We start from the raw sequence: 12198 nt of genomic DNA, 5'->3' as shown, positions 1-12198 counted from the left end.
GACAGGAGACAACCCCATGAAAAACCGCAGACAGATGCTCACGCAGTCCGCCGCCCTCGCAGGCCTGGCGGCCACCGTCGGCTGGCTTCCCGCCACCGCGTTCGCGTATTCGAAAGACGCCTTCGACGCCAAGAGCGTGGCCGACGCGCTCAAGGCCGTCGGCGTCACCGGCGCGCCCACCGAGAGCAAGGACGTCACCATCACCGGCCCCGACATCGCCGAGAACGGCGCCGTGGTGCCGCTCAGCGTGGCCACCGCCTTGCCCGGCGTGAAGCAGCTCATGCTGCTGGTCGAGAAGAACCCGAACGCCGTGGTCGCGATCTTCAACACCTCGGAGTTCGTCGAGTCGAACTTCACCACGCGCGCCAAGCTGGGCCAGTCGTCCGACGTGTACGCGATCGCGGTCATGAACGACGGCAAGGCGCTCTTCGCCAAGAAGGAAGTCAAGGTCACGCTCGGCGGCTGCGGCGGCTGAGCGACGGACTTCACACACAAGAACACGACGAGAAGAAGGAGACCACCATGGCAGATCCCATGCGCATCCGCGCCCAGGCCGCGGGCGACAAGACGACCGTGCGCATCCTCATGGCGCACGAAATGGAAACCGGCCAGCGCAAGGACGCCGCCGGCAAGACGATTCCCGCCTGGTTCATCCAGGAGGTCACGGCCTCGCTCAACGGCAAGACCGTGCTCACGGCCGACTGGGGCCCGGCGGTGTCGAAGAACCCCTTCATGCAGTTCACGCTGAAGGGCGCAAAGGCCGGCGACAAGATCGCCGTGACCTGGAAGGACAACCGCGGCGACACCCGCACCGACGAAGCCACCGTCAGCTGACGCTTTCTTCGACCACGCGAGCGCTCGCTCGCGTGTTGTGTTCCCCACGAGAAAAAAAGGCGGCCCCATGAGGACAACCACATGCCTGAGCCTGCTGGTGCTGGCCGGCAGCATCGCGCTGCCCGCCGCGGCGCAGAAGACCACGGCCGAAGGCATCGCCGAGTACCGCGCGCTGCTGCAGGACGGCAACCCCGCCGAACTGTTCGAGGCCAAGGGCGAAGACCTCTGGAAACAGAAGCGCGGCCCCAAGGCCGCGTCGATGGAGAAGTGCGACCTCGGCAAGGGCCCGGGCGTGGTGAAGGGCGCATTCGCCGAACTGCCGCGCTACTTTCCCGACACCGGTCGCGTGCAGGACATGGAGTCGCGCCTGCTCACCTGCATGGAAACGCTGCAGGGCTTCGACGCCGCCGCCATCGCCAAGACGCCGTTCGGCCAGGGCGAGCAGAAGAACCTCGAGGGGCTGGTGGCGTGGATCTCGGCCGAGTCGAAAGGCCTGCCGCTGAACCTGCCGCAGTCGCATGCCAGCGAACGCCGCGCGTACGAAGTGGGCAAGCGCCTGTTCTTCCTGCGCGCCGGCCCGCACGACTTTGCCTGCGCCACCTGCCACGGCGCCGACGGCAAGCGCATCCGCCTGCAAGACCTGCCCAACCTCACGAAGAACCCCGGCGCGGGTGAAGGCTTCGGCGCCTGGCCGGCCTACCGCGTGTCGTCGGGCGAGCTGTGGGGCATGCAGCGCCGGCTCAACGACTGCTTCCGCCAGCAGCGCTTTCCGTACCCGGGCTATGCCAGCGACGTGACCGTGGCGCTGGCCGTGTACATGGGCGTCAACGGCCAGGGCGGCAAGACGACCGCACCGGCCATCAAGCGCTGAAGGAGCCACGCCATGAAGTCTGATCATTTCTTCGGCCTGGCCGCCGTGGCCTGCGCGCTCACCGTGTTCGGTTGCGCGTCCGTCGACAGCGCTGCCGAGCTCGACAAGCTCACCGCCGACGCGCTGCAGCGCTCCTTCCGCGACCAGGGCATCGCCAAGGTCGACCGCCTCGTGCAAGACCCGGCCAACCTCGCATGCAGCGAAGCCGAGGCCAGCGGCAAGCCGCTGGACGACCAACGCACCAAGGAGATCGAGGCGGCCAACATGAAGACCGTGCGCTGGCCTTCTGACGGCAAGTTCGTCGGCGACTGGCGCGAGGGCGAGAAGATCGCGCAGAACGGCCGCGGCCTCACCTGGACCGACGCGGCCAATGCCGCCAACGGCGGCAATTGCTACAACTGCCACCAGATGTCGAAGGAAGAAATCTCCTTCGGCACGCTCGGCCCGAGCCTGTACCACTACGGCAAGCTGCGCGGCGTGAGCGACCCGGCCAGCGCTGCTTCCAAGCCCATCGTCGAATACACCTGGGGCAAGCTGTGGAACGCGCGTGCCTACAACGCCTGCTCGAACATGCCGCGCGTCGGCCACTCCGGCATCCTCAACGAGAAGCAGATCCGCGACGTGATGGGCTTGCTGCTTGACCCCCAGTCTCCCGTCAACCGCTGAGCGTCCGGCTTTCTTCTTCATGAACCTTTCCAAGCGCGAGTTCGTCCAGATGCTCGGTGCCGGCGCTGTCGCCGGCCTGGGCCTGGGCCGCCACGGCAGCAGCGTGGCTGCCGGCCTCGACGGCATGTACACCGTGCCGGCCTTCGGCAACGTGTCGATGCTGCACATGACCGACTGCCATGCGCAGCTCAAGCCGCTGTACTTCCGCGAGCCGGGCGTCAACATCGGCATCGGCGCCATGCGCGGCAAGGTGCCGCACCTCGTGGGCGAGCACCTGCTGAAAGCCGCCGGCGTGAAGCCCGGCACGCGCATGGCGCATGCGCTCACCTACCTCGACTTCGACAAGGCCGCGCAGCGCTACGGCAAGGTGGGCGGCTTCGCGCACCTGGCCACGCTGGTCAAGCAGCTCAAGGCCAGCCGCCCCGGCGCACTGCTGCTCGACGGCGGCGACACCTGGCAGGGCTCGGCCACGTCGCTGTGGACCGATGCGCAGGACATGGTCGATGCCTGCAAGCTGCTTGGCGTCGACGTGATGACCGGGCACTGGGAGTTCACCTACGGCATGGCGCGGGTGCAGCAGATCATCGAGAAAGACTTTGCGGGCAAGGTCGAGTTCGTCGCGCAGAACGTCAAGACGGCCGACTTCGGCGACCCGGTGTTCAAGCCGTATGTGATGCGCGAGATCAACGGCGTGCCCTGCGCCATCATCGGCCAGGCCTTTCCGTACACGCCCATTGCCAACCCGCGCTACATGGTGGCCGACTGGACCTTCGGCATCCAGGACGACAACTTGCAGCGCGTGGTGAACGAGGCGCGCGGCAAGGGCGCGCAGGTGGTGGTGGTGCTGTCGCACAACGGCATGGACGTCGACCTCAAGATGGCCAGCCGCGTCACCGGCATCGACGCCATCCTGGGCGGCCACACGCACGACGGCACGCCCATGCCCACGCTCGTGAGCAATGCGGGCGGCAAAACCATCGTGGTCAACGGCGGTTCCAACGGCAAGTTCCTCGGCGTGATCGACTTCGACGTCAAGGGCAAGAAGGTGAGCGACTTCCGCTACCGCCTGCTGCCCGTGTTCTCCGACCTGATTCCGGCCGACAAGGAGATGGACGCGCTCATCACCCGCGTGCGCGCGCCCTACGAAGCCAAGCTTGCGGAAACCCTCGCGCACACCGACGGCGCGCTGTACCGGCGCGGCAACTTCAACGGCACCGGCGACCAGCTGCTGCTCGATGCGCTCATGGAAGTGCAAGACGCGCCCATCGCCTTTTCACCCGGTTTCCGCTGGGGCACCTCGCTGCTGCCCGGCCAGGCGATCACGCGCGAGTGGCTCATGGACATGACGGCCACCACGTATTCGTACGCGACCGTCACGCAGATGACCGGCGAGACGCTGAAGACCGTGCTCGAGGACGTCTGCGACAACCTCTTCAACCCCGACCCCTACTACCAGCAGGGCGGCGACATGGTGCGCGTGGGCGGGCTGCAGTACACCTGCGACCCGACCGCCGCCATGGGCCAGCGCATCCAGGACATGCGCCTGGGCGGCAAGCCCATCGACGCCAGCCGCAGCTACAAGGTCGCGGGCTGGGCGCCCGTGAGCGAAGAGGCGCGCACCGCCGGCAACAAGCCGGTGTGGGAAGTCATCGAGCCGTGGCTGAAGTCGCGCAAGGTCGTGACCACGCGCCGGCTCGACGAACCCGTGCTGAAGAACATCGCACCGAACCCCGGCCTGGCCTGAATCGAGCGCCCCGCATGTGGGGCGCTCCCTAGAATCGGGGCATGTCCATCGAGCAGGTTTCCCTTCTCACCACGCTCGCGCTCGTGGCGGCCTTCGTGCTGTCGGCGGTGTTCGGCGCCGTCGCGCGCGCCACGCGCTTTTGCACCATGGGCGCGATCAGCGACGTGGTGGCGCTCGGCGACTGGACCCGCGTGAAGCAGTGGGCCGCGGCCGGCGGCGTCGCGCTCATCGGCTTCTCGGCGCTCGTGTTCGCGGGGCTCGTCGATGCCGACCGCACGCTCTACGCCTCGCACCAGATCCTCTGGCTCGCGGCGCTGGTCGGCGGCCTGCTGTTCGGCGTCGGCATGGTGCTGTCTTCGGGCTGCGGCAACAAGACGCTGGTGCGCCTGGGCGGCGGCAACCTCAAGGCGCTGGTGGTGCTGGTGCTCATGGGTGTGTCGGCCTTCGCCACGCTGAAAGGCATCACCGCGGTGTTGCGTGTTGCGACTGTCGATGCGGTGCATGTGGAGCTCGCGGTGAACGCGTCGCTGCCCGAGGTACTGGCCGCATCCTTCCAACTCAACGCATCGTCGCTGCGCCTCGCGCTCGGCCTGGTGCTCGGCGGTGCGCTGCTCGTGTGGGCCGCATGGGGCCGCGCGACGCGCGACGTGCGCAGCCTCGTCGGCGGCATGCTGATCGGCGCATTGGTCGTCGGTGCATGGTGGCTCAGCGGGCATTGGGCGGTGGTCGAGGAGCATCCGCTCACGCTCGAGCACGTGTTCCTCGCCACCAACTCCGGCCGCGCCGAAGCTTTGAGCTTCGTCACGCCGGTGGCCTACGCGCTCGACTGGCTCATGTTCTACAGCGACGCCAACAAGCGGCTCACGCTCGGCATCGTGTCGGTGGCCGGCGTGGTGGTGGGCGCCGCACTGCATGCGCTGTGGTCGCGCGAATTCCGCTGGGAAGGGTTTGTCAACACCGGCGACCTCGCGCACCACGCGACAGGCGCCGTGCTCATGGGCATCGGCGGCGTCACGGCCATGGGCTGCACCATCGGGCAGGGCCTGAGCGCGCTGTCGACGCTGAGCATCGCGAGCCTGCCGGCCATTGCGGGCATTGTCATCGGTGCGGTGGTAAGCCTGAAGTACCAAAGCTGGCAGCTCGAACGCACGCTTTGATTTTTCAGGCGCGGCCCTGAAGCGAATCCTCACAATTTAGTTCGGTGCGCCGCGTGCTTTTCGCGCGTTTGCGACGCGCGGAGGCGGTGGTGCTGGCTATCATTTTTCGCACCCGACGCCGCCCTTGCGCGCGATGCCCTTCTTCGATGCGGCATGGCCGGGCCGGCACCGAACAACCACAACCGAGGGAGAGCGCATGACCGCGCACAACAACCGATCGGCGCGCACGCGCCTGTTTGCCTTGAGCCTGTGCTTCTGCGCCGTGCTCGCAGCCTGCAAGGACGACACCAAGGCCCCGTCGCCATCGCCTTCGCAGTCCGCATCGGGCAAGACCCAGCCCGCCAAGGACCCGGCGCGCGAGCAGGCCGCGGCCCGCACCAGCTACAGCCAGGCCTACAACCGGCTCATCGACGACAACCGCAGCGTCGCCGCCAAGTACAAGAGCTACGTGCAGATGAACGTGAACGGCAAGTCGCCGAGCGGGAACTCGTTCTATGGCAGCCCTTCCGATGTGCAGTCCATCGCGGACGACCTGAAGAAGGCACGCGCCGGCGGCTCGGGCGACGCGGCGCTCGACGCGGCCGTCGACGGCGTGGTGGCCACGGGCGAGAAGCTCGTCGCCGTCTGGACGCCGATGGACCCGTACTACAGGTCCAAGAGTTTTCTCGAAGACAAGTGGGTCAAGGGCCGCGCGGCCGACGCCGACATGAACGCCGCCTTCAAGGGCCTGCTGGCCAGCATCGACACGCTGGGCAGCGAACTCGACCGCGTGCAGGAGGCGTCGCGCACCGAACGCATGGCCAAGCTCAAGGCCGAGGGCGACCTGCTCAACTACCACACGCTGGCGTCGATGGCGGTGGCCAAGAAGTTCGTCAACAGCCTCGACCAGATCGACGGCATGAAGAACAAGGACGCCGTCGCCAAGGTCGATGCGGCGGCCAGCGAGTTGCAGGCCTCGCTCGAAGAACTCTCCAAGGCGCTGGAAGAAGCCAAGGCCGCAGCCAAGGCCAAGGGGGAAGCAGGCAAGGCGCCCAACTACAACTACGAGTCGCTGCACGGCAGCCTGCTGAACATGATCGGCCAATGGCGGACGTTCAAGGACAGCAAGTTTCCGTCGACGTTCAAGAACATCGTGAGCTACTACAACTCCGCCGTGGGGTCGTACAACCGCGGCTTCGGCCGCTGACCCAGGGCATGGGCACCGCACGGCTTCTTTCGCGTGGCAGCGTCGCAGCCCTTGGGGTCGCGGCGCTTCTCATTGCGACGGGGTTGGCGGGATGTGGCAGCGCCCGCGAGACGCAGCAGATTCCCGTCTCCGCGTTCCGCAACTACGGCGCGTCGCCGCTGCAGCACACCTTCTACATCGGCTCCGATGCGCGGTTCCACCGCTTCCAATGGTCCAACGGCAAGCATGGCGGCACCTGGCTGATCGCGCGCGCCGAGATGGACATCGTCAACGAGAAATCGGTCGACGACCCGGGCGTCGGCCGCGCCGGCTACTTCCTCAGCCAGCGTGACGACGGGCGGTGGATGGCGCACTGAGCCTGCGCCAGCGCCGCGTTTTTACGCTTTCTTTACGCCCCCCCACCCACTCTTTCCCCCGGTTTTACGCACGCCTGCCGAGACTCATCTCATCTTGTTTGCAGGAGTGATGAATGGACATCGTCTGGATGGGCGCCTTGCTGGCGCTGTGGGCCGTGGTGGCGGCCATGGTCGTCGGGTTGAACCGGCTCGAAGGGCCGCAGAAGCCGCACGCGGGCGTTGCTGATACACGCACGCAGGGAGATGCATCGTGATCGGCCTCGAAGTCCTGTACGGCTTCGGCGCACTGGTCGCCGTGGTCCTGTTTGCTTACCTGGTGTTCGCGCTGATCTGCGCCGAGGAGTTCTGACATGGAAACCTCGGCCTGGGTCTTGTTGGCCCTTTTTCTCGGCGCGCTGCTCGTGCTGGCCTGGCCGCTGGGCAAGCTGCTGGCCGCGCTGTGCGGCGAGCGCGTGCCGCGCTGGATGCAGCGCGTCGAAGCACCGCTGTACCGCCTCGCGGGCACGAAGCCCGAGCAGTCGATGCACTGGCTGCGCTACGCGCTGGCGCTCTTGGCATTCAACGCCATCGGCGCGATCTTTCTGTACGCCTTGCAGCGCCTGCAGGGCGGGCTGCCGTTCAATCCGGCCGGCATGGGCGCGGTGTCGCCCGACTCGGCCTTCAACACGGCGGTGAGCTTCGTCGCCAACACCAACTGGCAAGGCTACGGCGGCGAGTCGACCATGAGCTATCTCACGCAGATGCTCGGCCTGGCGGTGCAGAACTTTTTCTCCGCCGCCACCGGCATCGCGGTCGCCTTCGCACTGGTGCGCGGCTTTGCGCGCCGTGGTGACGGCAAGGGCCTGGTCGGCAACTTCTGGGCCGACGTGACGCGCGTCACGCTGTGGGTGCTGCTGCCGATCTCGTTCGTGCTCGCGCTGTGCCTTGCGGGGCAGGGCGTGATCCAGAACTTCGACGCCTACAAGTCGGTGCAGACGCTCGAGGCCACGGCCTTCCAGCAGCCCAAGAACGGCCCCGACGGCCAGCCGCTGAAGGACGACAAGGGCGCGCCCGTGATGGAAGACGCCACCACGCCCACGCAGACGCTGGCCATGGGCCCGGTCGCTTCGCAGGAAGCGATCAAGATGCTCGGCACCAACGGCGGTGGCTTCTTCAACGCCAACTCGGCGCATCCGTACGAGAACCCGACCGCGTTCAGCAACCTGCTGGAGATGCTGGCGATCTTCCTGATCCCGGCGGCACTGTGTTTCGCCTTCGGCCGCGTGGTCGGTGACCTGCGCCAGGGCTGGGCCGTGCTCGCGGCGATGACGGTGTTGTTCGTGGTGGCCGTGCTGGTCGTCACGCCGGCGGAGCAGGCCGGCAACCCGCTGCTGGGTCCGCTGGGCGTGGACCAGATGGCGAGCGCGCTGCAAAGCGGCGGCAACATGGAAGGCAAGGAAGTGCGCTTCGGCATCGACGCCTCGGCCCTCTTTGCCGCCGTGACCACCGCCGCCTCGTGCGGCGCGGTGAACGCCATGCACGACTCGCTCACGCCCATCGGCGGCATGGTCCCCCTGGTGCTGATGCAGCTGGGCGAGGTCGTCTTCGGCGGCGTCGGCAGCGGCCTGTACGGCATGCTGGTGTTCGCCATGCTCGCGGTGTTCATCGCGGGCCTGATGATCGGCCGCACGCCCGAGTACCTCGGCAAGAAGATCGAGGTGCGCGAGATGAAGCTGATCTCCATCGCCATCCTGGTCACGCCGGTGTTGGTACTGGCGGGCACGGCGCTGGCGGTGAGCGCGGGCGCGGGCAAGGTCGGCATCGCCAACCCCGGCGCGCATGGCTTCTCCGAGGTGCTGTATGCGCTGACCTCGGCCGCCAACAACAACGGCAGCGCCTTCGCCGGCCTGTCGGCCAACACACCGTTCTACAACGGCCTGCTCGGCCTGGCGATGTGGCTCGGGCGCTTCGCGATGATCGTGCCGGTGCTCGCCATTGCCGGCGCGCTGGCCGCCAAGAAGCGCCTGCCCGTCACCAGCGGCACGCTGCCCACGCACGGCCCGCTGTTCGTCTTCCTGCTGATCGGCACCGTGCTGCTGGTCGGTCTGCTCAACTACGTGCCGGCACTGGCCCTGGGCCCGATCGTCGAACATCTCGTGCTCTGGAAATAAGAAGGAGCGCACCATGACTGTCAAAACCAAAACCTCCAAGACTTCCCTTTCGCTGTTCGATGCAGCACTGGTCAAGCCCGCGCTCTGGGGCGCCTTCGCCAAGCTGAACCCGCGCACCCAGTGGCGCAACCCGGTGATGTTCATCGTCTACATCGGGAGCATCCTCACGACGCTGCTCTGGGTGCATGCGCTGAGCTTCCCGGGCGACACCGGCATGCAGCCTGCCTTCGTGCTGGCCGTGACCGTGTGGCTGTGGTTCACCGTGCTGTTCGCCAACTTCGCCGAAGCGCTGGCCGAAGGCCGCAGCAAGGCGCAGGCGGCGTCGCTGCGCGGCCTGCGCAAGGACACCTGGGCCAAGAAGCTGAAGGACCAGCAACAGCCGCACCACGGTGCGCCGTGGCTGCCGGAGCAGGCACCCAACCTGCGCAAGGGCGACGTCGTGCTGGTGGAAGCCGGCGACGTGATTCCGCTCGACGGCGAAGTCATCGAAGGCGTGGCCTCGGTCGACGAGAGCGCCATCACCGGCGAATCGGCGCCCGTGGTGCGCGAGTCGGGCGGCGACTTCTCGGCCGTCACCGGCGGCACCCGCGTGCTGTCCGACTGGCTGGTGGTGCGCATCTCGGTGAACCCCGGCGAGTCGTTCCTGGACCGCATGATCGGCATGGTCGAAGCGGCCAAGCGCCACAAGACGCCGAACGAGATCGCGCTGACCATCCTGCTGGTCGCACTGACGATCGTGTTCCTCATGGTCACCGTCACGCTGCTGCCGTTCTCGGTGTTCAGCGTCGAGGCCGCCGGTGCGGGCACCGTGGTGTCGCTCACCGCGCTGGTCGCGCTGCTCGTGTGCCTGATCCCGACCACCATCGGCGGCCTGCTCTCGGCCGTGGGCGTGGCCGGCATGAGCCGCATGATGCAGGCCAACGTGATCGCCACCTCGGGCCGCGCGGTGGAAGCCGCCGGCGACGTCGACGTGCTGCTGCTCGACAAGACCGGCACCATCACGCACGGCAACCGCCAGGCCAGCGCCTTCCTGCCCGCACCCGGCGTGCCGAAGGGCCGCCTCGCACGCGCCGCCATGCTCGCCTCGCTGGCCGACGAAACGCCCGAGGGCCGCAGCATCGTCGAGCTCGCACGTCGCGACGGCCTCGAAGCCGCCTCTGTCGACGTACTGCGCTATGTGCCCTTCACCGCGCAGACCCGCATGAGCGGTGTCGACCTGCCGGCCGCGCCCCACAGCCTGGACACCGACGCCATCGTGCTGCGCAAGGGCGCGGTCGATGCGGTGCGCCGCCATGTCGAATCGTTCGGCGGCACCATGCCGGCCGAGATGCTGCGCGCCGCCGAAGAAACGGCACGCCGCGGCAGCACGCCACTGGCCGTGGCCGAAGGCAACCGCGTGCTCGGCGTGGTCGAGCTCAAGGACATCGTCAAGACCGGCATCAAGGACCGCTTTGCCGAGCTGCGCCGCATGGGCATCAAGACCGTGATGATCACGGGCGACAACAAGCTCACGGCCGCCGCCATTGCGGCCGAAGCCGGCGTGGACGACTTCCTGGCCGAGGCCACCCCCGAGGACAAGCTCGCGCTGATCCGCAAGTACCAGGCCGAAGGCCGGCTGGTCGCGATGACCGGCGACGGCACCAACGACGCCCCCGCGCTCGCGCAGGCCGACGTGGCCGTGGCCATGGGCAGCGGCACGCAGGCCGCGAAGGAGGCCGGCAACATGGTCGACCTCGACTCCAACCCGACCAAGCTGCTCGAGGTGGTGGAGACCGGCAAGGCGCTGCTCATGACGCGCGGCTCGCTCACCACCTTCTCGATCGCGAACGACGTGGCGAAGTACTTCGCGATCATTCCGGCGATCTTCGTGTCGACCTACCCGCAGCTGGGTGCGCTGAACGTGATGCGGCTCGCCAGCCCGTCGTCGGCCATCCTGTCGGCGGTGATCTTCAACGCGCTCGTCATCGTGTTCCTGATCCCGCTGGCGCTCAAGGGCGTGCGCTACCGGCCCGTGGGCGCCGCCGCGCTGCTGCGCCGCAACCTCGCCATCTATGGCCTGGGCGGTTTGCTCGTCCCTTTCATCGGCATCAAGTTGATCGACTGGCTGCTCGTGGCAGTCGGTCTGGTCTGAGGAGTTCTTCGTCATGAACGACAACAACAACCAAGGCAGCATCGTGCGCCCCGCGCTCGTGCTCTTCGCGCTGCTGAGCGCGCTCACCGGCCTGATCTACCCGGCAGCCGTCACCGGCGCCGCGCAAGCGCTGTTCCCGTCGCAGGCGGCGGGCAGCCTGGTCGTGCGCGACGGCAAGCCCGTCGGCTCCGCGCTCATCGGCCAGAACTTCAGCGACCCGAAGCACTTCTGGGGCCGCCCGTCGGCCACCGCGCCGCAGCCCTACAACGCGAGCGCCTCGGGCGGTTCCAACCAGGGCCCGCTCAACCCCGCGCTGGCCGATGCGGTGAAGGCGCGCGTCGAGGCGCTGCGTGCGGCCGACCCGGGCAACACCGCGCCGGTGCCGGTGGACCTCGTCACGGCCTCGGCCAGCGGCCTCGACCCCGACATCAGCCCCGCCGCCGCGCACTACCAGGCTGCCCGCGTGGCGCGCGAACGCGGCGTGCCGCTGGACCAGGTCAATGCGCTGGTCGTGCAGAACACCCAGAAGCCGCTGTGGGGCGTGCTGGGCGAATCGCGCGTCAACGTGCTGGCGCTGAACCTGGCGCTCGATGCTTCTTCGACGGTGCGTTGAGGAGAACAAACCATGGCCTATGCCGCCTACCGTGAACACCCCAGCGTCGTGCGAAGTCCGATCGCGCCGCGCACGACGCAGTTCCACGTGCTCGACGTCACCGTCTGCTGCGCCGATGCGCTGCGCGTGCGCCGCAGCATTGCGGCGTGCGCCGAGGCTGGCGTGGTGCGTTGCGAGCCGCTACTGCATGCCTGCAGCTCGCAGGAAAGCGACGCGCCCTGCGTGCGCCTGATGATCCGCTTTCCGACTGCGCGCTACGCCGAGGTGCTGCACCGCCTCATCGAATGCGTGCCCTCGGGCGAGATCGGCCGGCTCATGAGCTGGCGCGATCACCTCACGCGCTGCGGCCTGCGCCATGGTCACTGACCTGTTGCACGTGCTGCTGGCCATGGCGGCGCTGTTCGTGCCGCTGGGCTTTGCCTGGTGGGTGCTGTCGCGCACTGCACGTCGGCATCCGCGGCGACGCAAGAGCGGGCCGATGCGATAACCT

At 67.8% G+C, this 12198-nt stretch carries 15 protein-coding genes; all 15 read left to right on the top strand.

From position 1 onward, the window contains the following. Positions 1 to 16 precede the first annotated feature (16 nt). Complete coding sequence (gene soxY, locus CLU95_RS13080) at positions 17 to 475, top strand: thiosulfate oxidation carrier protein SoxY (RefSeq protein ID WP_099793700.1); 459 nt, start codon at positions 17 to 19, stop codon at positions 473 to 475. Positions 476 to 522: 47 nt separating this feature from the next. Continuing rightward, positions 523 to 834, top strand: a complete 312-nt coding sequence (soxZ, locus tag CLU95_RS13075; protein WP_172438442.1) for a thiosulfate oxidation carrier complex protein SoxZ — start codon at positions 523 to 525, stop codon at positions 832 to 834. Between the two features lie 67 nt (positions 835 to 901). Beyond that, positions 902 to 1705, top strand: a complete 804-nt coding sequence (gene soxA / locus CLU95_RS13070; RefSeq protein WP_099793698.1) for a sulfur oxidation c-type cytochrome SoxA — start codon at positions 902 to 904, stop codon at positions 1703 to 1705. A gap of 12 nt (positions 1706 to 1717) precedes the next feature. Then, on the top strand, positions 1718 to 2371 hold the full coding sequence (soxX, locus tag CLU95_RS13065) for a sulfur oxidation c-type cytochrome SoxX (protein ID WP_062473846.1): 654 nt from the start codon (positions 1718 to 1720) through the stop codon (positions 2369 to 2371). A gap of 19 nt (positions 2372 to 2390) precedes the next feature. Then, positions 2391 to 4115 carry a thiosulfohydrolase SoxB gene (gene soxB / locus CLU95_RS13060; RefSeq protein WP_099793697.1) on the top strand — a complete coding sequence of 575 codons (1725 nt, stop codon included), beginning with the start codon at positions 2391 to 2393 and terminating at the stop codon, positions 4113 to 4115. Between the two features lie 41 nt (positions 4116 to 4156). Then, a complete protein-coding gene (locus CLU95_RS13055) occupies positions 4157 to 5272 on the top strand; it encodes a YeeE/YedE family protein (protein ID WP_099793695.1) in 1116 nt (371 codons plus the stop codon). Between the two features lie 196 nt (positions 5273 to 5468). Beyond that, positions 5469 to 6458, top strand: coding sequence for a DUF3829 domain-containing protein (locus tag CLU95_RS13050; protein ID WP_180288595.1), 990 nt, complete (start codon positions 5469 to 5471; stop codon positions 6456 to 6458). Positions 6459 to 6466: 8 nt separating this feature from the next. Further along, positions 6467 to 6814 (top strand): hypothetical protein, encoded by a 348-nt coding sequence (locus CLU95_RS13045; protein WP_143605991.1) that lies wholly within the window; start codon positions 6467 to 6469, stop codon positions 6812 to 6814. Positions 6815 to 6927: 113 nt separating this feature from the next. Beyond that, positions 6928 to 7068: a hypothetical protein gene (locus CLU95_RS30880; RefSeq protein ID WP_180288594.1), complete on the top strand. Its 141-nt coding sequence runs from the start codon at positions 6928 to 6930 to the stop codon at positions 7066 to 7068. Continuing rightward, on the top strand, positions 7065 to 7163 hold the full coding sequence (gene kdpF, locus CLU95_RS13040) for a K(+)-transporting ATPase subunit F (protein WP_056576794.1): 99 nt from the start codon (positions 7065 to 7067) through the stop codon (positions 7161 to 7163). Before CLU95_RS30880 ends, kdpF begins: the two co-directional genes overlap by 4 nt. A 1-nt stretch (position 7164) precedes the next feature. Beyond that, positions 7165 to 8964: a potassium-transporting ATPase subunit KdpA gene (gene kdpA, locus CLU95_RS13035; RefSeq protein WP_099793689.1), complete on the top strand. Its 1800-nt coding sequence runs from the start codon at positions 7165 to 7167 to the stop codon at positions 8962 to 8964. A 13-nt stretch (positions 8965 to 8977) separates the two neighbouring features. Next, positions 8978 to 11095 (top strand): potassium-transporting ATPase subunit KdpB, encoded by a 2118-nt coding sequence (gene kdpB, locus CLU95_RS13030; RefSeq protein ID WP_099793687.1) that lies wholly within the window; start codon positions 8978 to 8980, stop codon positions 11093 to 11095. 13 nt (positions 11096 to 11108) lie between these two features. After that, positions 11109 to 11708, top strand: a complete 600-nt coding sequence (gene kdpC / locus CLU95_RS13025; protein ID WP_099793685.1) for a potassium-transporting ATPase subunit KdpC — start codon at positions 11109 to 11111, stop codon at positions 11706 to 11708. A 12-nt stretch (positions 11709 to 11720) separates the two neighbouring features. Beyond that, complete coding sequence (locus CLU95_RS13020; protein ID WP_099793683.1) at positions 11721 to 12074, top strand: hypothetical protein; 354 nt, start codon at positions 11721 to 11723, stop codon at positions 12072 to 12074. Continuing rightward, positions 12064 to 12195, top strand: coding sequence for a hypothetical protein (locus CLU95_RS31150; RefSeq protein WP_257214615.1), 132 nt, complete (start codon positions 12064 to 12066; stop codon positions 12193 to 12195). Before CLU95_RS13020 ends, CLU95_RS31150 begins: the two co-directional genes overlap by 11 nt. Positions 12196 to 12198: the final 3 nt, after the last annotated feature.

Source organism: Variovorax sp. 54 (genome assembly GCF_002754375.1).
Classification (GTDB): Bacteria; Pseudomonadota; Gammaproteobacteria; order Burkholderiales; family Burkholderiaceae_C; genus Variovorax.
The sequence above is the reverse complement of the archived record's forward strand: the minus strand, read 5'-3'. Positions and strand labels throughout refer to the sequence as shown.

Bases quoted from the DNA above. Each gene is read 5' to 3' on its own strand.
- soxZ (WP_172438442.1), top strand. From the start codon at position 523: ATGGCAGATCCCATGCGCATCCGCGCCCAGGCCGCGGGCGACAAGACG.
- CLU95_RS13045 (WP_143605991.1), top strand. From the start codon at position 6,467: ATGGGCACCGCACGGCTTCTTTCGCGTGGCAGCGTCGCAGCCCTTGGG.
- soxB (WP_099793697.1), top strand. From the start codon at position 2,391: ATGAACCTTTCCAAGCGCGAGTTCGTCCAGATGCTCGGTGCCGGCGCT.
- soxY (WP_099793700.1), top strand. From the start codon at position 17: ATGAAAAACCGCAGACAGATGCTCACGCAGTCCGCCGCCCTCGCAGGC.
- CLU95_RS13050 (WP_180288595.1), top strand. From the start codon at position 5,469: ATGACCGCGCACAACAACCGATCGGCGCGCACGCGCCTGTTTGCCTTG.
- kdpC (WP_099793685.1), top strand. From the start codon at position 11,109: ATGAACGACAACAACAACCAAGGCAGCATCGTGCGCCCCGCGCTCGTG.
- CLU95_RS31150 (WP_257214615.1), top strand. From the start codon at position 12,064: ATGGTCACTGACCTGTTGCACGTGCTGCTGGCCATGGCGGCGCTGTTC.
- kdpB (WP_099793687.1), top strand. From the start codon at position 8,978: ATGACTGTCAAAACCAAAACCTCCAAGACTTCCCTTTCGCTGTTCGAT.
- CLU95_RS13055 (WP_099793695.1), top strand. From the start codon at position 4,157: ATGTCCATCGAGCAGGTTTCCCTTCTCACCACGCTCGCGCTCGTGGCG.
- CLU95_RS30880 (WP_180288594.1), top strand. From the start codon at position 6,928: ATGGACATCGTCTGGATGGGCGCCTTGCTGGCGCTGTGGGCCGTGGTG.
- soxA (WP_099793698.1), top strand. From the start codon at position 902: ATGAGGACAACCACATGCCTGAGCCTGCTGGTGCTGGCCGGCAGCATC.
- CLU95_RS13020 (WP_099793683.1), top strand. From the start codon at position 11,721: ATGGCCTATGCCGCCTACCGTGAACACCCCAGCGTCGTGCGAAGTCCG.
- soxX (WP_062473846.1), top strand. From the start codon at position 1,718: ATGAAGTCTGATCATTTCTTCGGCCTGGCCGCCGTGGCCTGCGCGCTC.
- kdpA (WP_099793689.1), top strand. From the start codon at position 7,165: ATGGAAACCTCGGCCTGGGTCTTGTTGGCCCTTTTTCTCGGCGCGCTG.